Raw genomic sequence first — 20,845 nt, forward strand, 5'->3', positions numbered from 1 at the left:
GCGTCGGGCCCCCGGGGGGGGGGGGGGCGGGCCGCTTCCCCCACCCCGCGGTGGTCCCGTTCCGCCGGCGGGGTACCGGCACGACGGCACGCGGCAGCGTACGCAGCCGCGTGCCGAGGCGGTGTCGGCGCGTGTCAGCCGGTGTGCGGGTTTCGGCCGGCGGACGAGAGGCGGCCGGCGGCGAGCTTCCACTCGCGGTGCAGGGTGCCCAGCGGGATGCGCTTCTGGAAGAGCGGGGTGCCGAAGACCGTCAGCTGGGTCTGGAGCGCGCCCGACAGGTCCAGCCCTCCGAAGACCTTCCAGTCGGCCGCGACGGCACCCTTCCCGTCGGAGGAGCCGGTGGCCGCGACACTGCCTTCGCCCCGCAGGTACGGAGCGATGTCGGCGCTCACCCCGGCCATGCCGTACAGGCCGACGCTCGCCTCGGCGCCGAGCGCGGCCTTGGCCCGGCCCGCCGCTGTCACGCCGGCCCGTACCGGGGTGGAGGTCAGGCCGGATTCGCTGACCGGCTTCCAGCCCTTGGTCCAGGTGTAGCTGCCGCCGACCCGGAAGCCGCCCTTGAGGTCCTGCTGGACGTCGACGCTGATCCTGCCGTCGGCCTCCACCGCGAGGTAGCAGGTGAGGTCGAGGTTGACGACGACGGGTACCGGGCCGACCTGGACGACCGGGTCCGCGTGCAGCTTGGCGAACGGCATCCGCAGCGGCTTGTCCTTCCCGGTCGACGCGGCGGCCTGGCCCTTGAACTGCCATTGCGAGGACCAGTCACCGGACAGCCCGATGAACGCACCACCGGGAGCCGTGCCGTTTCCGCTGCCGGTGCCGTCAGCCGCGGAACCCGCCGCCTTGCGGCTGCCGTTGTAGCCGAACTCCACCTTCGGGGAGAGCTGCACGAAGCCGGAGACCGAGGCGGCGGCACTGGCCGGGGCGCCCTCCGCGGTGGCGACCGACGCGCCGACGTCGAGGCGCAGGCTGCCCAGGGGCAGTGTGGCGCCATGGGGACCGAACCGGCGCTCACCGTTCTTCGCCCAGGACACCTTCACGCCTTTGACCAGCGGCTCGACCGAGATGCCTGCCGGATCGACGGGCACCTTCCCGGCCGCCTCGCCCTTGCCCAGCAGTGCGTCGAGCGTGGCCGGGGCGGTGTTGACCTCCGTGCCCTCGCGCGTGGTGCCCAGCACCTTGGTGACCTTGGCCAGTACGCCGCTGGGGGCGCCCGGGGCGGGCGCGCTCGCGATGACGTCACCGACGGCCACCGCCGAACTCTTCCCGGGCGTCCCGGAACCGGAGGAGGGCGCGGGAGAAGAGGGCGCGGGGGAGGAAGGCGCGGGCGAGGAGGGGGCGGGCGTGGCCGGGGGCTGCTTCTTCCGGGAGTCCGCCGGGCCGGCGATGACCGCGCGCCCGCTGTGCCGGTCGTACGAGGCGATCCGCAGTGCGGACTTGTGCGCTGCCGCGTGCCCGTCACGGGACGGGCGCGCCACCGCGGTGGCACCGGCCGGAGCGGACGGCGCCGGAGCCGCGGCGACCTTCAGCCGCCGCCCGTCGCCGGTGGTGCTGCCGTCGGTGGTGTCGGCGGCGTCCAGCTCGGCGGCCGGTGCGGCGGCCTGCCCGCCACCGCCACCGGTGGCAGTGGCTCCGGCGGCCCCGTCGGCGCTGCCGGTACCGGCCGACGAACAGCCCGCTGCCAGCAGGGAGATGGTGGTCAGAGCAGGTATCAGCGCCTGCTTGGTGATCTTGTGCAAAGTGGGCCCTGGGGACGTGGGGAGACGCGCCGCGACGGAGTCGGCTCCGTGGGCAGCGCCTCACGACAACGGGACGATCGCGATGACTCGCGGAATGGATCTGCGTGATCATGCCATGACTTTCGTGTCCGGGGGAACTGCACCGGTGTCGAATGATGGGCCCGTACCCATCACAATGTTTCGCGATAAACAATTATCGCGTCATGACGTCGTGCGTCCGGCCCCGTTCTCGCGCCAGTTCTGTTGTCAACGGGCGGCGTGGGTAGGCCGGTTGACGGGCTGGTCGGCGAGGTTATGTGGTGTGGCCAAGTAATGTATTCCGGTGTCCCGGGGCTCCCGGAAACCCTTCCTGAAGGGGCGCGGCTGTTGCTCCGAGACCTCTTCCGTACGTGAATGCCTGACACTCCGTCGTACAGAGCACGCGCCGGGCCGATCTGGCACGCTGCCGCCATGAATCCTGCGGAAGTACTGCTCATCGGCGGGCGGGCCGGAGTCGGCAAGACGACGGTGGGGTGGGAGGTTTCGGCGTTGCTGCGGGCCGCGGTGGTCTCGCACGCGGTCATCGACGGGGACTTCATGGGGCAGGTGCATCCGGCCCCGGAGGGGGATCCGCACCGTGCGGAGATCACGGAGAGCAATCTGACCGCTGTGTGGGCGAACTTCGCCCGGCGCGGCTACCGCCGGCTGGTCTATACGAACACTGCCAGCGTGCTGCCTGAGACGACGGGGATGTTCGAGCGCGCCATGGGCACGGGGGTGCGGATCGTGCGGGTCCTGCTCACCGCCTCCGACACCACCGCCCGCGAGCGGCTGGTGCGCCGGGAGCTCGGCTCGGAGCTGGAGCAGGAGCTGGAGGGCAGCGCGCGCAAGGCGCGGCTGCTGGACCAGCGGGCCCCTGCGGACACCGTGCGGGTGGTGACGGACGGGCGGACCGTGGCGGACATCGCGCACGAGGTGGTGGCTGCCACCGGCTGGGCCGGTCAGCACTCCGCGAGCGGACCGTGACCGGGCCGGCCGTCAGCGGTGCAGGAGAGCGGCGGCCTTCACCACCCGCCGTGGGCGACTCGCAGGGGGCGGGCAGCTGTGAAGCTGGCCGGGACGAGGACGAACTGTCCTGGAAGGACTGCCGCGAAAGGGCGCGCCATGGCGATCCCCCGCCTCGCCCGGCCGCTGGCGGGGCGTGTCGTGCGGCAGCTGGTGCGTGTCAATGTGCTGGACCTCGCGACCCGGCTGGCGGCACAGGCGTTCCTGGCCGCGTTGCCGATGCTCATCGCCGTCGCGTCGCTCTGCCCGCAGGCCGTACGGCAGGAGCTGCTGACATCGCTGCGTGCGCTGTTCGGTACGGGCGGGCCGCTGTTCACCCAGGTCGAGGGGGTGTACGGGGGCCGGGGCCCGGCGTCGCACAGTTGGGGAGTGGTCGGTGTGCTGGTCGCCCTGGTGTCCGCCACGGCCTTCACCCGGGTGCTCCAGCGGGTGTGCGAGCGCTCCTGGGGCCTGCCGCACGCGGGGGCGCGGGTCGTGGCGTGGCGCTGGGCACTGTGGCTCGTGGTGTGGATCGTGGTGCTCGTGTTCCAGGGGCTGCTCCACCGTGCTTTCGGCGCGGGCCCCACACTGGGGGTGCCCCTCCAGCTGGTCTCTGCCGTGCTGATGTGGTGGTGGACCCAGCATCTGCTGCTCGCCGGGCGTCTGCCCTGGATGTCCCTGCTGCCGGGAGCGCTGTTGACCGGTACGGGCGTGGTGGCGTTCTCGCTGCTCTCCCGACTCTGGCTGCCGCGCACGCTGACCCGGAGCGTCGACCGTTACGGGCCGCTCGGCTCCGTCTTCACGCTGCTGTCCTGGCTGATCCTCTTCTTCGTCACCGTCGTGCTCGGTATCGCCCTCGGGCAGGTGCTCGCCCGTACCGAGGCCGTGCGGCTCCGGCTGCGCCTGCCGCACGTACCGTCAGACTGACCTCGCCTCGACCCGGCCCGCGCGCGCCGCCTTCGCCAGCGCCCGGTGGTCGCGCTCGTTCCGGTCGGCGTAGCTCTCGGCGAACCGGGCCAGCGCGCGGTCGAAGATGTCGGAGCGGCCCAGGTAGGCGGCGATGGCGATACGGTCGCCGGACCGCGCGTGGGCGCGGGCCAGGGTCGCGCCGCACAGCCGTCCGAACAGCCGCATGGTGGCCGGGGTCATCGTGTCGGTCTGGGGAATGGCCTTCCAGTCGCGGAGCTGGCGCAGGTAGAAGTCGCGCTGCCGGCCGTCCAGACCCTCGACGCGTTCCCAGCCGAGGAACATGTCACCGGCCGCCTGCATCAGCCGCTGCCCGGAGACGACCCGTTCTCCTTGGTTGCCACCGGGATCCGGGCCCGCGAACGGCGCGAGCACCGATCGCTGCGCCTCCTTGGCCTGGAGGAACAGGGGGTCGGCGTCGTCCCGTCCGAGCAGCAGCAGGATCCAGCAGCGGGTTCCCACACTGCCGACGCCGACCACTTTGCGGGCCATGTCGACCACGCGGTACTGCGCGAGGAGTGCCCGCCGGTCGGCCGGAAGGGTCTTCGCGTAGCGGTCGACCAGCTCCCTCAACTGCTGCTCCAGATCGGCGCGTTCGACATCGGGCAGCAGGTCGCCGAGCGGTACGACCAGCGGCGGGTCGGGCGTGATCCGCAGCTCGCCCTTGACGGTGTGGGCGAGGCGTTCCAGGGCCTGGAGGTGGTCGCGGGTGCGGGCCTTGGACAGGGTCCGGGAGACCTGCCGCCGGGCCCGCTTGTCCAGCTCCGCGCGCAGCGCGCCGTACAGCTCGTCCGCGTCGATGCGTGCGTACCACACGTCGAGGTTGCGCATCCCGGCGAAACCGCCCATCGCCTCGCGGTACGCGCGTACCGTCGCGCGGACCACGCGGGAGCGCTCCGGCCCGCTGAAGCCGTTGGCGCGGCCGGCGATGACGAGGCTGGCCGACAGGCGTTTGACGTCCCACTCCCAGGGGCCGGGCAGCGTCTCGTCGAAGTCGTTGATGTCGAACATCAGCCGCCGCTCCGGGGAGGCGAGCAGCCGGAAGTTCAACAGGTGGGCGTCCCCGCACAGCTGGGCCCGCAGCCCGGTGGACGGGGTGCCGGCCAGGTCACCCGCCATCACGGCGGCGGCACCGCGGAAGAAGCGGAACGGGGATTCGAGCATCCGCCCGTACCGGATCGGCACCAGCTCCGGGAGCCTGCTCGCCGACTGCCGTTCGAGCACGGTGACCGGATCCGGCCGGTCCGGCGCGGGCGTGAACTCCGCGTGCCCGGACCGCGGTACGCGCGTACGGGCCGCCCGGCCGCGGGCGGCCCGCTCCTGCGCGGTGGGATGCGTGCGCTGGGCGTCGGACATGGCGTGCTCCCTCCTGGGAGGCACGAATGTCGGCGCGTACGGCCGGTCCGTCATCACCCCGGCGGTGTGAGGCGGGCCGGGGAGCGGGCGCTCGCGGTGGCCGGACCGGACGCCGGTCCGTGGCCCGCTCGGGCCGGCCGGTGCGGATCGCCTCGCCCGGGTGATGCCCGGACGGCCCGTCCGGCGCACGGTAGCGGCATGGAACCGACCGTGCGAAGGCAGCAATGGCTGGCGCGCGCGTCTCTGGCGGCCGCCGCCGCGGCGGTGCTGGTGCTGGGCGTGTTCGCGGGGATACGGACCTTTGCCCTGGTGGGAGTGGGGCTCCTCGGTCTGGCGGTCACCGCCGCCGCGGTCTGGTGGGCCCTGAGCCGGCGAGGTGTCCTGCGTGTCCTCGCCGTCCTGCTGGCCCTGGCCGCTCCCGCGTGGGTCCTGCTGAAGTACACCGAGGCCCACCTGGCGTGGGTCGTCGCCCTGGCCGCGGGACTGTGGCTGGCCGCCGTCGGCGCGGGCCGGGCCGCCCTGGTCCTGCACGACAGGCCGGCGCCGATGCCCGAACGGCCGGCGCCGCGGGCCCGCCACCCCGTCCTGATCATGAATCCGCGTTCGGGCGGCGGCAAGGTGGACCGGTTCGGGCTCCGCGAGAAGGCCGGCGCGCTGGGCGCGGAGGTACTGCTCCTGGAGGGCCCGGGGGAGACCGATGTGGCCGAACTGGCCCGTAAGGCGGCGGCCGGCGGCGCCGACCTGCTCGGTGTCGCGGGCGGGGACGGCACCCAGGCGCTGGTCGCGGACGTGGCCGCCGCGCTCGGCCTGCCCTTCCTGGTGATCCCGGCCGGCACCCGCAACCACTTCGCCCTGGACCTGGGCCTGGACCGCGACGACCCGTCGAAAGCCCTGGACGCCCTGCACGACGGGGTGGAGATCAGCGTCGACCTCGGCCGGGCCGCCGGCCGGCCCTTCGTCAACAACGTGTCGTTCGGCGCGTACGCCGAGGTGGTGCAGAGCCCCTCGTACCGCGACGGCAAGTCCCGGACGACCCTGGACCTGCTGCCCGACCTGCTCATGGGCCACCGGGGCGGGCGGCTCACCGCACGGGCCGGGGAGCAGGTCTTCCACGCGCCGCAGGCCCTGCTGGTCAGCAACAACCCGTACGGCACGGGTGACATCGCGGGGCTGGGGCGCCGGGCGCGCCTGGACGGCGGGGTGCTGGGCTGTGTCGGTGTCGAGGTCAGCAGCGCCGCGCACGCCGCCGGGCTGGTACGGGGCCGGTGGGCCGCCGGCCTGACGCGGGTGACGGCGACGCACGTCGTCGTCGACGCCGACGAGGAACGCATCGCGGTCGGCGTCGACGGGGAGGCGCTGCGGCTGCGCGTACCGGTGCACTGCGAAGTACGGCCGCGGGCCCTGCGGGTGGTCGTGCCCCGGCGGCGGCCGGGCGTGCGCCTGGCCAGGCCGCCGATGAACTGGCGCCTGATCGTCAGGCTGGGGCTGGCGTCGGCACGGAGCCAGCACGCAACGCCGCCGCACTGAGCCGGCCGCGGACCTGCCTCCCGTGAGCCTCCCGTGCGAGGGGCAGGGCACGGACGCGCTACAGCGGCGCGTTGTAGACCTTGTGCGCCTCCTGGTGGCCGTACGTGGCCAGGGACCAGATGACCAGGACGTCCAGCGCGATGACGACCACCGACCACACGGGGTAGTACGGCGTGAAGAAGAAGTTCTCCAGCACGCTGGCGATCGCGACCCCGATACCGACGGCGCGCGCCCACGTGCGGCCGCTGAAGAGGTTGAACGCGGCCGCGACGATGATGATGCCGGAGACCAGCTGCACCCACCCCCACCCGCTGATGCTGAAGTCGTACGCGTAATCCTGCTGGGACCGGTAGAAGTTGTGGTCGATGATCGCGGCGAGCCCGGCGATCGCCTGACAGGCCCCGACCACGGCCAGGATGCACACGGCGAACACGACGCCGCCGACCGTGACCGGGCGGACGCGGGCCTCCTGCGCCGGCGCGCCCGGCCGGCTCTGCTCTGCCGAAACCTGCTCAGCCATGTCAGCCTCCTCCTCGATGGGCGGAGCATGCGCCGAGCGGCCCCGCACCCGGTTCACCCGCGGGGGATGAGACCGGGCGGCGACCGGCGCACCGTCACCCTTCCAAGGTGAGGTGAGCCCCCACCGTGCGGTGAGAATGGCAGGGAGGCCAGGCCGCCGCAGCGGAGGTGACGCCATGGGCGCACAGGCGGGTGCGGGGCCCGGGCGAGCGGGACCGCCGTCCGGAGGCGGCGATTTCGAGATCCGGGTCCGCGGCAGGGTCGGTGCTGCCTTCACGTCGGCGTTCGGCGAGCTGACGGTCCGGCTCCGCCCGGCCGAGACGGTCCTGTACGGAGCGGGGCTCGACCAGGCCGCGCTGTACGGCATCCTCGACCGCATCCAGGCACTGGGGCTGGAGCTGCTGGAGATCCGCCGGCTGCCCGGGGGCGCCGGGGCCGGTGAGCGCACCACTCGCGCGGAAGGGCCGTAAGGCACCTTCCGGCACCGTCGGGTGCCGGGCGACGCTGGGCAGGTACCGCCCGCCGGGAGGTGAGGTCATGCCCGCGTCGCTCCGTACCGCGCGAAGAGGCCGGGCCCCGGTGGGGCCTGGGGACGGCGGCCGGGCGGCCGGCCTGCGCGGACGCTTACGGGAACTGGGCCAGGACGCCGGGACGGCGGACGCGGCCGTGACGGCCTGTCTGGTGTGGCTGGCCGACCTCCTCGTGGAGATCGCGGACGGGCTGGACGATCCGCGGAGCGCGGAGGCGCTGGTGGACCAGGCGTCGGCGGTGCTGGCTTCGGCGCCCGCCCGGGACGGGGGCGTACGGCGTCCGGCGGCGCCGGCCGCGTCGCTCACGGCACGTGAACTGACCGTACTGCGCAGGCTCCAGGAGGAGGTACCGCTGCGGCGGATCGCCGACGACCTCTTCGTGTCGCACAACACCGTCAAGAGCCACACCCGCGCGGTGTACCGCAAACTCGGCGCCCACTCCAGGACCGAGGCGCTGCACCGGGCCCGGCAGCGGGGACTCATCCGGTAGCCCTCGCGCAGGCGTCACAGCAGTTCCAGCTCGCGCGCCCGCCGGACCGCCGCGGACCGACGGGTCACGGCCAGCTTGCGGTAGACGCTCTTGAGGTGGGTCTTGACGGTGTTGACCGACAGGTACAGGTCGGTGGCGATCTCCTCGGTCGTCATCATCTGTGCGAGGCGCCCGAGCACCTCCCGTTCCCGCGCGCTGAGCCGTTCGACCGGGTCCGGGGCCACGAGGGCCGGCGCGGGCCGGGCCAGGACGCGCGGACGCGGAGCGCCGGACGCGCCGAGTACGGTCGCGCACACCGGCTCCACCACCCGCAGCAGCTCCGCGGGCAGCCGGCGGCCGGCCAGGGTGTCACCGATCCGCCCGGCCTGCGGTCCGCTCCGCTCCGCCGCCTCGGTGAGCCCCGCCACCAGGGAGCACACTTCCGCGACGAACGGGTCGGGCGCGGTGCGCAGTACGGCCCGCGCGGACCCGAGCTCCCGGCGGGCCTGGGCGGGCTCGCCGCGCGCGAGGGCGATCCAGGCGCGTACGACGTGCAGCGAGGGCCGGGAGGGATCCGCCGCGGTCCACGCCGGCAGGGGTGGCCGGCACGCGCGCGTGACGAGTTCGTCCGCGGCGCGGAAGCGGCCGCGCAACGTCTCCAGCAGGGCGAGATCGACCAGACAGTCCCGGCGCAGTACGCCGTTGCCGGCGGCGCACGCCGCCTTGAGGCCGGCGGTCAGGGAGGCCGAGGCGGCCTGGAGGCTGCCGTCGCGCAGCTGGCCGTGGCCGCGGACCGCCAGCGCGAGTGCCGGGATCTCCGGGTGCGCCGCCGGCGTGGCCCGGGGCAGCCGCGGGCACAGCGACTCCGTCTCGGCCGCCGCGGAACGGGCGAGGTCCGGGGCCCGGGAGCGGTGCCGGGCCATGCGGATGACGGCGTGGGTCACACGGCAGCGGATGACGCGGTCCTCCTGGTCCGCCGGCAGGTCCGCGACGAGCCGGCCGGCGCCGGCCAGCGAGTCGGCGCAGAGCCCGTCGTCGCCGTGGGCCAGGGCGGTGGCCGCGGCGACGAGCAGGGTCTCGGGCTCGTCCGCCCCCGCGGCCTCGGCGGGCTGACGGGCCGGCCCGTCCGGCAGGCGGTCCCCGGTCAGCCCCAGGACCTGACCGATCGCCAGCCGGTGGACGATCAGCCGGTCGGCCCGCCGGCGGTCGCCGGCCGCCGACCAGTGCCGTACCGCCTCGGCGAGCAGCCCGTGGTCACCCAGCCAGGCGGCGGCCCGGCGGTGCAGTTCGGGTACCAGTGCCGGCGTCTCGTGGCGCAGGCGCATCCGCAGGACGTCGGCGAACATCCGGTGGCAGCGGTACCAGCCGTGCCCGGCGGGCTGGAGGAAGGAGTTCTCCCGTACCAGCGCCGCGAAGTGCCGGCCCGCCTCCTCGCCGGCCAGCTCGGTGGCCAGTTCGGCGTTCATCAGCTCCAGGACGCTCGTCGTCAGCAGCAGCCGCCGCATGCCCGGGGGCTGTACGTCGAGGACCTCTTCCACGAGATAGCTGACCACGGCCTCGTCGTCCCCGGCGAACTGCGCCACGAACTGCTCCGGAGAGGACTGCTTCTCCATGGACATGGCAGCCAGCCGCAGACCGGCGGCCCACCCGTCCGCCCGTTCCCGCAGGGCGCTCACCACCTGCCTGGGCACCTCGACGCCGTGCTGGGCGAGCAGCGCGGCCGTCTCCCGGTCGTCGAAGGCGAGATCGCGGGTGCGCAGCTCGGTCAGTTCCCCGGACAGCCGGTAGCGGTGCAGGTGCAGCGGCGGATCCCGGCGCGCGAGCACCACCAGGCGCAGCGCGGGAGCCGCGTGCTTCAGCAGGCCGAGCACCCGCTCGGCGGTCGGCGAGCCCGGCTCCGTCTGGAAGTCGTCCAGGACCAGGACCACCGGGTCGTGCCGTGCGGCCGGCCCGGCCGCCGGGCCGGCCACCGGCAGCGGACCGTCGGGCACCGCCACGGACGGCGGTACGTCGGCGCCCGCCGCTGCCAGCGCGCCGGCCACCCGCGGCCAGAACACGCCCGGCGGCTCGTCCCGGCCGTCACAGGTCACCCAGGCCACCGGCCCCGGGGTCCGGCCGGTGTGCGCCCACTCCACGGCGAGCGCCGTCTTCCCGGCGCCCACCGGGCCGACGACCACGGTCAGCGGCCCGCAGGCGCCCCAGGAGAGCCGGTCCGTCAACCGGGGTCTGGGGACCAGCCACCGGGGCAGCGCGGGCACCGTCACCGAAGGCCCGACCGAAGGCCTGCCGTGCTGTTCCTCCGGGCACGTGTCCATGGGCGGCACCTCGCTCTCGGAGCGGGGAAGTGCGGCTCAGGCAAGTGTCGGGCGGTCACCGTGTCATGGGAAGCGCCACGGGCGCCGTTTCACCCGGGTGAAGTTCGCACCCGGGTGCAACGCCGTGCCGCCGCGGGGCGTTCAGACGGAGTGCAGCGCCGCGATCAGCTCGTCCTCGCGGTCCTTGGTGAGCGACGTACGCAGCACGCTGGGCTCGAAGGGGCGCAGGGCCTCGCGCACCCGGTCCGGCGTGGAGCGCCGTACCAGGGCGAACACCGCGGCCCGGCCCGGTTCCAGGGTGCCCGCGATCTCCTTGACGAAGGCGTCGTTGATGCCGACGTCGGTGAGCTTGCCGGCGACCGCGCCGGTGGCCGCGCCCATCGCCGCGCCGAACACCGGCATCAGGAACAGCATCCCGAACAGCGCGCCCCACAGGGCGCCGCCGGCCGCACCGGTCGCGGTGGGGTTGTAGGACTGGCGGACATGGATCTTGCCGTCCATGGTCCGCCAGGCCAGCGCCGCGTCGTCCAGGTCGAGCAGTTCCTGGCGGGACAGGTCCTGGGCGAGCCGCAGCACCGCGTCCGCCTTCTCCCTGTCGGAGAATCCGAGTACGACGAGATCTGCCATCAGTGCCTCCTGGCGGAACAGCCGGCCGTCCGGCCGGGTGAGGATCCTGTGCGGGTTCGCCTCCATCCAGCCGGAGCCCGCCGCCCGCCGCGTCACCCTCGGCAGGTGAGGGCCGGACGGCGCGGGCTCCGCGACGGTGGGCGGCATGACGCACGAGGGAACGGCGGACGACGGTACGGCCGGTGGCGCCTCCACGGCCGACGGTGAGCTGGCACGCCTGCGGGCGGAGGTCCGGGAGTTACGGGCCCGGGCCGGTACGCAGCAGCGGCGGCGGGCCAGGCTGCTGGCGCTGCGGCGCCTCGTCGCCGCCGTGGCGATCGCGCTGGCGGCCGTCCTCACGGTCACCTCGGTCGTCGGTGTGTGGGGCGCGCGGACCGCCCTCGACACCGACCGCTGGGTCGCCACGGTGGGGCCGCTGCCCGAGGACCCGACCGTGCGCACAGCCGTCTCCACGTACCTCGCGGACGAGATCTTCGACCGGCTGGACGTCGAGCGGCGGCTGGCCGACGCGCTGCCGCCGCGGGCGTCGTTCGCCGCGGGACCGCTCACCGGCGCCGTGCACGGCTACGTACGCGACACGGTCGCCAAACTGCTCGCCACGGAACCGTTCCAGGACCTGTGGCGCTCCGCCAACCGCTTCGCGCACGCGCGGATCACCGACCTGCTCCAGCAGCGCAGCCAGGGCGTACAGGTCGCGGCCGACACGGTCACCCTCAACCTGCTCCCGCTGGTCAACAACGCCCTCAACGCTCTGGAGGACCGGCTCCCCACCCTGTTCGGCAAGCGTCTGGACCTGCCGGTCCTCTCGTCGGGGGAGGTACCGCCCGGGCTGCGCGACCGGATCGAGAAGGCGCTCGGCGTGCGGCTGCCCGCCGACTTCGCGCAGATCAAGCTCTACGACCGCCAGACCCTGGGGCAGGTGCAACAGGCCGTGGTGCTGTTCGAACGCGGGCTGGTGGGCCTGCTGCTCACCGTGCCCCTGCTGCTCGGCCTCGCCCTGTGGGTCTCCCCGGACCGCCGGCGCACCCTGCTCCAGCTGGGCCTGTGGCTCGTGATCGGCGTCACCGCGCTCTCCGGCGTCCTGCGCGCGGTACGGGAGCAGATCCTGGCCCAGGTGCCGTCCGGAATCTACCGGGACGCGACGCGCGACGTGCTCTGGACGGTCTTCACCACACTGCGCGAACGGGGCGGCCAACTGCTGTGGCTCGGACTCGTCCTGGCCGTCCTGATGTACCTGGCAGGCCCCGGACGCCTGCCCGTCGGGCTGCGCCACCGGACGGTCAGGGGCGCCCGGGCCACCGGCCGGCTCGCCGCGCGCGCCGGCCGGCGGGTTTCCACGGGCGGCGCACCGCACGCATGGGTACGCGGCCACGCCGACGTGCTCCGGGTCGCCGGCGTCGCCGTCGCGGCCCTGGTCGCGCTGTTGCTGTCGTCCTGGGCCGGCCTCCTCGTCGTCGCAGCGGTGCTGGCGGTGTACGAGGCCGCCGTCACGCTCGCACTGCGCGACGGCTCCTCACCCCGGTCAGGTGAGGCGGGCTCCGGCGCGCGGGCCGAGCCTGCTGTCGGGGGAGCCCGTGAGGCAGGGAGGCAGGCATGACCACGCAGACGAACGCGGAACAGGCCGGTCCGTCCGACGGCGACGAACGCCGGCAGCTGTGGGGCCCCTACCTGAGCGAACGCCAGTGGGGCACGGTCCGCGAGGACTACAGCGCGGGCGGTGACGCCTGGTCGTACTTCCCGCACGACCACGCCCGCTCCCGCGCCTACCGGTGGGGCGAGGACGGACTCGGCGGCATCAGCGACGCGAAGCAGCGCCTGTGCTTCGCCCTCGCGCTGTGGAACGGGCGCGACCCCATCCTCAAGGAACGCGCCTTCGGCCTGACCAACGGCGAGGGCAACCACGGCGAGGACGTCAAGGAGTACTACTTCTACCTCGACAGCACGCCCAGCCACTCCTACCTGCGCTACCTGTACAAATACCCGCAGGCGGAGTTCCCGTACCACGACCTGGTGGCCGTCAACCAGGCCCGCAGCCGCCAGGAGTTCGAGTACGAACTGCTCGACACCGGCATCTTCGACGACGACCGCTACTTCGACGTCACCGTCGAATACGCCAAGGCCGCCGACGACGACATCCTGATCCGTATCACCGTCGCCAACCGCGGCCCCGACGAGGCGACCGCGCACGTACTGCCCACCCTGTGGTTCCGCAACACCTGGTCCTGGCACGAGGGCGCCGTCAGGCCGCGGCTCACCACGGCCACCGGACCGCGCCGGACCGCGACCGTCCGGGCCGTCCACCCCGAACTGGGCAGCTACGACCTGCGCTGCGCCGGCGCGGTCCCGCTGCTGTTCACCGAGAACGAGAGCAACAACGAGCGGCTGTTCGGCACGCCGAACGCCTCGCCGTACGTCAAGGACGGCATCGGCCGCGCGGTCGTCGACGGGGAGCCGGGGGCCGTCAACCCGGCGGGGGAGGGAACCAAGGCGGCCGCGCACTACACCCTGACCGTCCCCGCCGGCGGGGAGGAGGTCCTGCGGCTGCGGCTCGCGCCCACCGGTTCGTCCTTGTCGGTGACCCGCGGCTTCGACGCCGTGTTCGAGGAGCGGATCGCCGAGGCCGACGCCTTCTACCGCGAGCTGACCCCGCCCGGAGCGGGCGAGGACGAGGCCCGGGTGCTGCGGCAGGCGCTCGCCGGCATGCTGTGGACCAAGCAGTACTACGGCTTCGACCTGGAGACCTGGCTGGCCGAGCACGGGATGGACCCGTGGAGCCTGCCGCGGCCCGGCGTCCGCAACCGCGAGTGGTTCCACATGGTCAGCGACGACATCATCTCCATGCCCGACAAGTGGGAGTACCCCTGGTTCGCCGCGTGGGACCTGGCCTTCCACGCCGTGGCCCTGTCGGTCGTGGACAACCGCTTCGCCAAGCAGCAGCTCGAACTGCTCCTCCAGAACGTCTACCAGCACCCCAACGGTCAGATCCCCGCCTACGAGTGGAACTTCGGGGACGTCAACCCGCCGGTGCACGCCTGGGCCGCGTACTTCGTCCACCTGATCGAGAAGCGCCGCACGGGCCACGCCGACACCGCTTTCCTGGAGCGCACCTTCCAAAAGCTCCTGACGAACTTCACCTGGTGGGTCAACCGCAAGGACCCCGAGGGGCGCAACATCTTCCAGGGCGGATTCCTGGGCCTGGACAACATCGGCGTCTTCGACCGCAGCGCACCGCTGCCCACCGGCGGCAGCCTCGAACAGGCCGACGGCACGGCCTGGATGGCCCTGTACTGCCAGTCCATGCTCCAGATCGCGCTGGAACTCGTCGAGGACAACCCCGCCTACGAGGAACTGGTGCTGAAGTTCGTCGAGCACTACTTGTGGATCGCCGGCTCCATGGACCGCGTCGGCGACCTCGGGGACGAACTGTGGGACGAGGAGGACGGGTTCTACTACGACGTGCTGCGCCTGCCCGACGGACAGGCCGTACGGCTCAAGGTCCGCTCGATGGTGGGCCTGCTGCCGCTGTGCGCCTCGACCGTCTTCCGCCCGCGGCAGCTGGAGCGGATCCCGGGCCTCGGCGAGCGCCTGCGCCGCTTCGCCGACCGCCACCCCTCGCTGTCCGTCACACTGGCCTCGGCCCAGGCGGGCGTGGCCGGCGGCGCCCGGCTGCTGTCGGTGGTGGACGAGAAGCGGCTGCTGCGGGTGCTCGGCCACCTCCTGTCCGAGGACGAGTTCCTCAGCCCGTACGGCATCAGGTCCCTGTCCCGGTACCACGCGGAGCACCCGTACACCTTCTGGGTGCACGGCGAGGAGTACCGGGTGTCCTATCTGCCCGCCGAGTCCGACACCGGGATGTTCGGCGGCAACTCCAACTGGCGCGGCCCGGTGTGGTTCCCCATGAACGCCCTGGTCGTCCGCGCGCTGCTGAACCTGTACGGCTTCTACGGGGACGAGCTCATCGTCGAGTGCCCGACCGGCTCCGGCGTCCGGATGACCCTGTACGAGGCGGCCGAGGAGATCTCGCGCCGGCTCACCAGCCTCTTCCTGCGGGGCGAGGACGGCCGGCGGCCCGTCTACGGCGGGCAGGAGAAGTTCCGCACCGACCCGCACTGGCGCGACCTGGTCCTCTTCCACGAGTACTTCCACGGCGACAACGGCGCCGGGATCGGCGCGGCCCACCAGACCGGCTGGACGGGCCTGGTCGCCGCCCTGATGCAGGTCTTCGGCACGCTCACGCCCGGCGACTTCCTGACGGCGGATCCGGGCCGGAAGGAGAGGTCATGACCCAGTTGCCCGCACAGCCCGTCATCCACGAGGTCAACACCCGGGTGTGGCTGCGCGAGGTCCAGCGCCGCACCGGCTGCCGGGCCGGGCTCGGCGACGTGCCCAAGGACGCGTGGGACGAGATCACCCCGCACGGTGTCGACGCCGTCTGGCTCATGGGCGTGTGGGAGCGCAGCCCGCAGGGCCGCGGCATCGCCCTGTGGGACCAGTCGCTGCGTACCGCGTTCGCCCAGGCCGTGCCCGGCATCGGGGAGGACGAGATCGCCGGGTCGCCGTACTGCATCCGGCGCTACGAGGCCGACGCGGCGCTCGGCGGCGCCGCGGGGCTGGCCGCCGCCCGCGCCGAACTCGACAGCCGGGGCATCGGGCTGCTGCTCGACTACGTCCCCAACCACGTCGCCCCCGACAGCCCCTGGGTGCACGAGCACCCCGAGCACTTCGTACGGGGCACCGCCGACGACGCGCGGCGCGACCCGGCCGCCTACCTCGACACCGGCACCGCCGTCCTCGCCCGCGGCCGCGACCCCTTCTTCCCGCCCTGGCCGGACGTGGTGCAGCTGAACGCCTTCGACCCGGCCCTGCGCCGGGCCACGACGGACGTGCTGACCGGCATCGGGCAGGTCTGCGACGGGGTGCGCTGCGACATGGCGATGCTGCTGATGAACGACATCTTCGCCCGCACCTGGGGGCAGCGCGCAGAGGCCCCGCCGCAGGACGACTTCTGGCCCACGGTCATCGGCGGCGTACGCGAGCGGCACCCCGGTATGACGTTCGTCGCCGAGGCGTACTGGGACCTCGAATGGGCCCTCCAGCAGCAGGGGTTCGACTTCTGCTACGACAAGCGCCTCTACGACCGGGTGCTCAACGAAGGCCCGGAGTCGGTGCGGGCGCACCTGACGGCGGACGCGGCCTACCAGCACCGGCTCGTACGGTTCCTGGAGAACCACGACGAGCCGCGGGCCGCGGAGACGCTGCACCCGGCGAAGGAACGCGCGGCGGCGGTCCTGATCGCCACGCTGCCGGGCGCGACACTGTGGCACGAGGGCCAGTTCACCGGGCGCCGTACCCGGCTGCCGGTCTTCCTGGACCGGCGCCCGGACGAGCCGGCGGACACCGCGCTGCGGGCCTTCCACGAGCGGCTGCTGGCCGGTGTGCACCGCAGCGGCATGCGGACCGGAGGGTGGCGGCTGCTGGAGTGCGCGGGCTGGCCCGACAACGACACCGCCAGGAACGTGCTCGCCTGGTGCTGGGCCGGCCCCGCCGGACGTTTCCTGACGGTGGTGAACCTCTCCGGCCAGCCGGCCCAGGGACGCGTCCGGCTGCCGTGGCCGGAGCTGGGATCCGACGCGTGGCGGCTGACCGGGGTGCTGGACGACGAGCGCTACGTACGCACCGGCGACGAACTGACCGGACCCGGCCTGTTCGTCGGCCTGGACGCCTGGGGGACGCACGTCCTGGCCATCGGGCCGGACCGGGACTGAACCGGGGCGGACCGGGAGGGATCCGGCGAGACGCACAGGCCCGCCGGCGCTGAGCACTCAGCGCCGGCCGGGCTCTCCCTCGATCTCGATGGGCGGCCCGGCCGCGGTCCACACCGCGCCGGTCCCGGCACGGTACGCGGCCACGGCCGATTCGACGGTCGGGAAGAACCGGTCGCCGCCGAGGGCGTGAGCCAGCCCGTAACGCCTGAGCCTGCCCAGCACCGGGTCCTTCAGCTCGGCGAACACCAGCCGGACGGACCGGGCCTCGAGCCCCTGGCAGAGCTCCTCCAGCACCTCGGCGGCGGTGGTGTCCACATCGGTCACCGGCTCGGCGGCGACCAGGATCCACCGGGGCGGCGGCTCACCGCGGGCCAGGCGCAGCACCTCGTCGCGGAAGGCCTTGGCGTTGGCGAAGAACAGCGGCGCGTCGAAGCGGTAGATCACCAGACCGGGCAGCAGTTCGGCATCCGGGTAGGAACGCACGTCGTGGTGGCCCTCCAGACCCGGCACCCGGCCCAGGACGGTGTTGTACGGCCACCACGCGCGCCGGAAGACGTTGAGGATCGACAGGCCGACCGCGACGGCGATGCCGGGCAGCACACCGAGCAGCGCCACACCGAGGAAGGCCGCGACCGACAGCAGGAACTCGGTCCTGCGCCGCTGCCACAGCCGTACCGTGCCCGAGAGGTCGGCCAGGGACAGCGCGGCCGTGCTGACCACCGCGGCCAGCGCGGGCTGGGGCAGGTTGCGGAACAGGCCCGGGAACAGCACCAGCATGAGGACGATCAGCACGGCACCGACGACGCCGGTGAGCTGGGTCCGGGCGCCCGCGCGTTCGGCCACGGCCGTCCGTGAGCCGCTCGTACTGACGGGGAAACCCTGGAAGAGCCCCGCCGCCAGGTTCGCCGCACCGATCGCGTTCATCTCCTTGCCGCCCCGGACCTCCTGACCGGTGCGGGCCGCGAACGCCGACGCGTTGGAGATGGTGTCGGCCAGTGACACCAGGGCGATGCCCACCGCCCCGGCGCACAGCGGAGCCAGGTCCTCCCACGCGACGTGCGGGACGGACAGCGGCGGGAACCCCGTGGGCAGGGTGCCGACCAGGCCGACGCCGCGCGCTTCCAGATCGAACAGGGACGCCGACGCCATGGCCAGCAGCACCATGACGAGCACCGCCGGCACCTTCGGCAACCACCGTTGCAGCACCAGGATCAGTACGATGCCGCCCGCGCCCACCGCCACGGCAGCCGGCACCGCCTTGCCGTCGGCCAGCCCGCGGGCGACACCGGACACCTCACCGAGCAGTCCGTCGGCGTCCGTCGAGAAGCCGCACAGCTTCGGCAGCTGCCCGACCAGGATGGTCAGCGCCAGCCCGTTCATGTAGCCGATCATCGTGGGCCGGGAGATCAGATCGGCGATGAACCCGAGCCTGGCCACGCTCGCCAGGACCATGACGGCACCGACCAGCAGCGCGAGCACCGAGGCGATAGCCACCGCGCGTCCGCTGTCCCCGCCGGCGGCGGCCAGCGGCAGCACCGTCGCGGCGATCATCGGGCCGAGGGAGGAGTCCGGGCCGAGCACCAGGATCCGCGACGGGCCGAAGACGGCGTACGCCAGCAGACACAGGACGGACGTGTACAGGCCGTTGATCGCGGGCAGACCCGCCAGTTCCGCGTACGCCATGCCCTGCGGCACCAGCAGCGTGGTCAGCACGACACCGGCGACCACGTCCTTGACGAGCCACTGCCGCCGGTAGCCCGAGAAGGCACGGAGGCCGGGCGCCGCGTCGCGGACCTTCGCCCTCACCCGGGCGGCCCGGCCGCCGTCGGCATCCGTCATCGCGCCCGCCCGTCTCCGCCGCGTCCACCCACCGCGCGCACCGCCCGGTCCGGCACGGATCCGGCCCGGCTACTCGTTGATCGTGTCCCGGCGGACCACGCACAGCGCCCAGATGGTGGCCCCGTAGAGCGCGATCAGGGTGATGGACCAGACCGGGTAGTAGGGAATGGTCAGGAAGTTGACGATGATGAGCAGGGCCGCGATGCCGATCGCGAGGACCCGGGCCCAGGTGGCCGCCGAGAACAGGCCGAGGCCGACGACGACGGCGACCGCCCCTAGGGCCAGGTGGATCCAGCCCCAGGCCGTCAGGTCGAACTTGAACACGTAGTTCGGGGTGTTGAGGAAGACCTCGTTCTCGGCGATGCCCATGATGCCCCGGAACAGGTCGAGCACACCGGAGATGAACAGCATCACCGCGGCGAAGATCGTCAGGCCGCTCGCGGCGGCCGTGACCCCTGCCGAACGGTGGTGCGGGCTGGTCGTGGTGGCCATGACAGGCCCTCCGAATCCGAGGCGGGTGCGGATTGCCCCCGCGTCGGCGCCGAGGGTGCTCCGTACGCCGGGGGCGCGTCGTCACCCCCGGCGGGTGACGACGCGCGATCACCCGGCCGGGACGATGAACGGCGCCCGGCGGACGGCCCCTGCCGTACGCCGGGCGACAGCGATCGGAGGCGAGACGATGACCGTACCGACCGGCCCCACCGGACCGGGCACGGGGATCAGCGGAAGCGCCCCGAGCACCCCGCGCCACGTACTGGCGCCGCTCGCGCTCGCCCAGTTCATCTGCAGCTTCGCCGGCTCCAACATGAACGTGATGATCAACGACATCAGCGCGGACCTGGACACCACCGTCCAGGGAGTACAGCTCGCGATCACCATCTTCCTGCTGGTCATGGCGGCGCTGATGATCCCCGGCGGCAAGCTGACCGACCGCATCGGCCGCAAGCGCTGCCTGGTGGCCGGCCTGACCGTCTACGGCGTCGGCGCCCTGCTCAGCGCGGTCGCGCCCGGTCTCGGCGTCCTCATCCTCGGCAACTCGATCCTCGAAGGCGTCGGTACGGCCCTGCTGATCCCGCCGGTCTACATCCTGACCACGCTCTACTTCACGGACACCACCGCGCGCGCCCGCGCGTTCGGCGTGATCATGGCGCTGGGCGGGGTCGGCGCGGCCGCCGGACCGCTGATCGGCGGGCTCATCACCTCGGGGCTGAGCTGGCGGGCGGCCTTCGTCTTCCAGGCGCTGGTGGTCGCGGTGATCGTCCTGCTGAGCCGCCGGATCGCCGACCCGCTGCCCCCGGACCCCACCCGCCCCTTCGACACCGGCGGTGCCGTCCTGTCCGCCGTCGGCCTGATCCTCGTCGTCGCCGGGATCCTGGCCGCCGACGACAACGGATGGCTGATGGCGGGGCTGCTCCTGCTCGGAGCCCTCGTCCTGGCCGCTTTCTTCCGGTGGATACGGGCCAGGGAGCGCGCCGGCCGTGAACCCCTGCTGTCCACGGAGCTGTTCCGCGACCGTACGTCCAACCTCGGCCTGCTCACGCAGAACCTGCAATGGATGATCCTCATGGGAGTGTCGTTCGTGGTGGCCGCCTACCTCCAGGTCGTACGCGGCTACGACGCCATCCGGACGGGCGTGCTCTTCACGGCGGCCACCGCGGGCCTCCTCGCGGCCTCGCTCGCCGCCGAGCGGTTCGCGAAGCGGCGTACCCCGCGCACCCTGGTCATGACCGGCTTCGCCGTGACGGCCGGCGGCATCGGCACGCTCCTGGCCATGGCGAACGGTTCACCGAGCGCCTGGGCCAGCACGCCCGGACTGCTCCTGATCGGCCTGGGGCTCGGGGTGATGCTGACCCCGTCGGTCAACGTCGTGCAGTCCAGCTTCCCCGAGGAGCAGCAGGGCGAGATCTCCGGCCTGTCGCGCAGTGTGTCCAACCTCGGCTCCTCGCTCGGCACCGCGATCGCCGGCACCATCCTCGTCGCCGACCTGGCCTTCGGCTCCTACGCCGCGGCGCTGATCGTGCTGGCGGCCGTCGGATGCGTGGGCTTCGTCGCCGCCATGCTGCTGCCGCGGGAGCGGGCCGCGCGCTGAGACGGCGGCGTCCGGGCCAGACGTCACGGCGGCCCCGCCCGCACTGCCGTACTCCTCCGCCAAGTCCGCCTACCCACCCCG

16 protein-coding genes are annotated in these 20,845 nt (G+C 73.3%); 9 read left to right on the top strand and 7 right to left on the bottom strand.

Annotated elements, in window-relative coordinates; all coding sequences use genetic code 11:
• Positions 1-134: 134 nt before the first annotated feature.
• Entirely contained in the window at positions 135-1,739 is a 1,605-nt protein-coding gene (locus AB0L45_RS38615) for a hypothetical protein (protein WP_365848474.1), read from the bottom strand.
• A gap of 450 nt (positions 1,740-2,189) precedes the next feature.
• Between AB0L45_RS38615 and AB0L45_RS38620 the strand changes: the two genes are divergently transcribed.
• Together AB0L45_RS38620 and AB0L45_RS38625 are read left to right on the top strand one after the other, a co-directional pair.
• Positions 2,190-2,744 (top strand): AAA family ATPase, encoded by a 555-nt coding sequence (locus AB0L45_RS38620; protein ID WP_365848475.1) that lies wholly within the window; start codon positions 2,190-2,192, stop codon positions 2,742-2,744.
• Between the two features lie 138 nt (positions 2,745-2,882).
• On the top strand, positions 2,883-3,689 hold the full coding sequence (locus AB0L45_RS38625; protein WP_365848476.1) for a YhjD/YihY/BrkB family envelope integrity protein: 807 nt from the start codon (positions 2,883-2,885) through the stop codon (positions 3,687-3,689).
• Here the strand turns inward: AB0L45_RS38625 and AB0L45_RS38630 are convergent.
• A complete protein-coding gene (locus AB0L45_RS38630) occupies positions 3,681-5,084 on the bottom strand; it encodes a DUF2252 domain-containing protein (protein WP_365848477.1) in 1,404 nt (467 codons plus the stop codon). The two genes, AB0L45_RS38625 and AB0L45_RS38630, sit on opposite strands and share 9 nt — an antisense overlap.
• 198 nt (positions 5,085-5,282) lie before the next feature.
• Here AB0L45_RS38630 and AB0L45_RS38635 point away from each other — a divergent pair, with 198 nt between their 5' ends.
• Positions 5,283-6,611, top strand: a complete 1,329-nt coding sequence (locus AB0L45_RS38635) for a diacylglycerol kinase family protein (protein ID WP_365848478.1) — start codon at positions 5,283-5,285, stop codon at positions 6,609-6,611.
• Positions 6,612-6,669: 58 nt separating this feature from the next.
• On the opposite strand, the gene AB0L45_RS38640 is transcribed toward AB0L45_RS38635, so the two are convergent.
• A complete protein-coding gene (locus AB0L45_RS38640; RefSeq protein ID WP_365848479.1) occupies positions 6,670-7,131 on the bottom strand; it encodes a hypothetical protein in 462 nt (153 codons plus the stop codon).
• A 175-nt stretch (positions 7,132-7,306) separates the two neighbouring features.
• Between AB0L45_RS38640 and AB0L45_RS38645 the strand changes: the two genes are divergently transcribed.
• Positions 7,307-7,600 carry a hypothetical protein gene (locus AB0L45_RS38645; protein WP_365848480.1) on the top strand — a complete coding sequence of 98 codons (294 nt, stop codon included), beginning with the start codon at positions 7,307-7,309 and terminating at the stop codon, positions 7,598-7,600.
• Positions 7,601-7,667: 67 nt separating this feature from the next.
• On the top strand, positions 7,668-8,150 hold the full coding sequence (locus AB0L45_RS38650; protein ID WP_365848481.1) for a LuxR C-terminal-related transcriptional regulator: 483 nt from the start codon (positions 7,668-7,670) through the stop codon (positions 8,148-8,150).
• A gap of 14 nt (positions 8,151-8,164) precedes the next feature.
• Here the strand turns inward: AB0L45_RS38650 and AB0L45_RS38655 are convergent, their stop codons facing one another.
• Both AB0L45_RS38655 and AB0L45_RS38660 read right to left on the bottom strand, forming a co-directional pair.
• Positions 8,165-10,444 carry a LuxR C-terminal-related transcriptional regulator gene (locus tag AB0L45_RS38655; protein WP_365848482.1) on the bottom strand — a complete coding sequence of 760 codons (2,280 nt, stop codon included), beginning with the start codon at positions 10,442-10,444 and terminating at the stop codon, positions 8,165-8,167.
• A 141-nt stretch (positions 10,445-10,585) separates the two neighbouring features.
• Positions 10,586-11,071, bottom strand: coding sequence for a DUF1269 domain-containing protein (locus AB0L45_RS38660; RefSeq protein ID WP_365848483.1), 486 nt, complete (start codon positions 11,069-11,071; stop codon positions 10,586-10,588).
• A gap of 145 nt (positions 11,072-11,216) precedes the next feature.
• Between AB0L45_RS38660 and AB0L45_RS38665 the strand changes: the two genes are divergently transcribed.
• The 3 genes from AB0L45_RS38665 to AB0L45_RS38675 are packed head-to-tail and all read left to right on the top strand — an operon-like array spanning position 11,217 to position 16,836.
• Positions 11,217-12,668, top strand: a complete 1,452-nt coding sequence (locus tag AB0L45_RS38665; RefSeq protein WP_365848484.1) for a hypothetical protein — start codon at positions 11,217-11,219, stop codon at positions 12,666-12,668.
• Positions 12,665-15,355: a glucosidase gene (locus AB0L45_RS38670; RefSeq protein WP_365848485.1), complete on the top strand. Its 2,691-nt coding sequence runs from the start codon at positions 12,665-12,667 to the stop codon at positions 15,353-15,355. The genes AB0L45_RS38665 and AB0L45_RS38670 overlap by 4 nt, the downstream gene beginning before the upstream one ends.
• Entirely contained in the window at positions 15,352-16,836 is a 1,485-nt protein-coding gene (locus tag AB0L45_RS38675; protein ID WP_365848486.1) for an alpha-amylase family glycosyl hydrolase, read from the top strand. Before AB0L45_RS38670 ends, AB0L45_RS38675 begins: the two co-directional genes overlap by 4 nt.
• 57 nt (positions 16,837-16,893) lie before the next feature.
• Here AB0L45_RS38675 and sulP read toward each other — a convergent pair whose 3' ends face one another.
• Positions 16,894-18,675: a sulfate permease gene (sulP, locus tag AB0L45_RS38680; RefSeq protein WP_365848487.1), complete on the bottom strand. Its 1,782-nt coding sequence runs from the start codon at positions 18,673-18,675 to the stop codon at positions 16,894-16,896.
• Between the two features lie 69 nt (positions 18,676-18,744).
• The gene (locus AB0L45_RS38685; RefSeq protein WP_365848488.1) at positions 18,745-19,167 is read right to left on the bottom strand and encodes a hypothetical protein; all 423 of its coding nucleotides are present in this window, start codon (positions 19,165-19,167) and stop codon (positions 18,745-18,747) included.
• A gap of 187 nt (positions 19,168-19,354) precedes the next feature.
• On the opposite strand from AB0L45_RS38685, the gene AB0L45_RS38690 reads away from it, so the two are divergent.
• On the top strand, positions 19,355-20,764 hold the full coding sequence (locus tag AB0L45_RS38690; protein ID WP_365848495.1) for an MFS transporter: 1,410 nt from the start codon (positions 19,355-19,357) through the stop codon (positions 20,762-20,764).
• The last annotated feature ends 81 nt before the right edge of the window (positions 20,765-20,845 follow it).

The sequence above is a fragment of the Streptomyces sp. NPDC052496 genome (assembly GCF_040679095.1).
Taxonomy (GTDB): domain Bacteria; phylum Actinomycetota; class Actinomycetes; order Streptomycetales; family Streptomycetaceae; genus Streptomyces.

Coding starts and splice junctions, on each gene's coding strand:
- AB0L45_RS38620 (WP_365848475.1), top strand. CDS start 2,190: ATGAATCCTGCGGAAGTACTGCTCATCGGCGGGCGGGCCGGAGTCGGC.
- AB0L45_RS38625 (WP_365848476.1), top strand. CDS start 2,883: ATGGCGATCCCCCGCCTCGCCCGGCCGCTGGCGGGGCGTGTCGTGCGG.
- AB0L45_RS38630 (WP_365848477.1), bottom strand. CDS start 5,084: ATGTCCGACGCCCAGCGCACGCATCCCACCGCGCAGGAGCGGGCCGCC.
- AB0L45_RS38635 (WP_365848478.1), top strand. CDS start 5,283: ATGGAACCGACCGTGCGAAGGCAGCAATGGCTGGCGCGCGCGTCTCTG.
- AB0L45_RS38640 (WP_365848479.1), bottom strand. CDS start 7,131: ATGGCTGAGCAGGTTTCGGCAGAGCAGAGCCGGCCGGGCGCGCCGGCG.
- AB0L45_RS38645 (WP_365848480.1), top strand. CDS start 7,307: ATGGGCGCACAGGCGGGTGCGGGGCCCGGGCGAGCGGGACCGCCGTCC.
- AB0L45_RS38650 (WP_365848481.1), top strand. CDS start 7,668: ATGCCCGCGTCGCTCCGTACCGCGCGAAGAGGCCGGGCCCCGGTGGGG.
- AB0L45_RS38655 (WP_365848482.1), bottom strand. CDS start 10,444: ATGGACACGTGCCCGGAGGAACAGCACGGCAGGCCTTCGGTCGGGCCT.
- AB0L45_RS38660 (WP_365848483.1), bottom strand. CDS start 11,071: ATGGCAGATCTCGTCGTACTCGGATTCTCCGACAGGGAGAAGGCGGAC.
- AB0L45_RS38665 (WP_365848484.1), top strand. CDS start 11,217: ATGACGCACGAGGGAACGGCGGACGACGGTACGGCCGGTGGCGCCTCC.
- AB0L45_RS38670 (WP_365848485.1), top strand. CDS start 12,665: ATGACCACGCAGACGAACGCGGAACAGGCCGGTCCGTCCGACGGCGAC.
- AB0L45_RS38675 (WP_365848486.1), top strand. CDS start 15,352: ATGACCCAGTTGCCCGCACAGCCCGTCATCCACGAGGTCAACACCCGG.
- sulP (WP_365848487.1), bottom strand. CDS start 18,675: ATGACGGATGCCGACGGCGGCCGGGCCGCCCGGGTGAGGGCGAAGGTC.
- AB0L45_RS38685 (WP_365848488.1), bottom strand. CDS start 19,167: ATGGCCACCACGACCAGCCCGCACCACCGTTCGGCAGGGGTCACGGCC.
- AB0L45_RS38690 (WP_365848495.1), top strand. CDS start 19,355: ATGACCGTACCGACCGGCCCCACCGGACCGGGCACGGGGATCAGCGGA.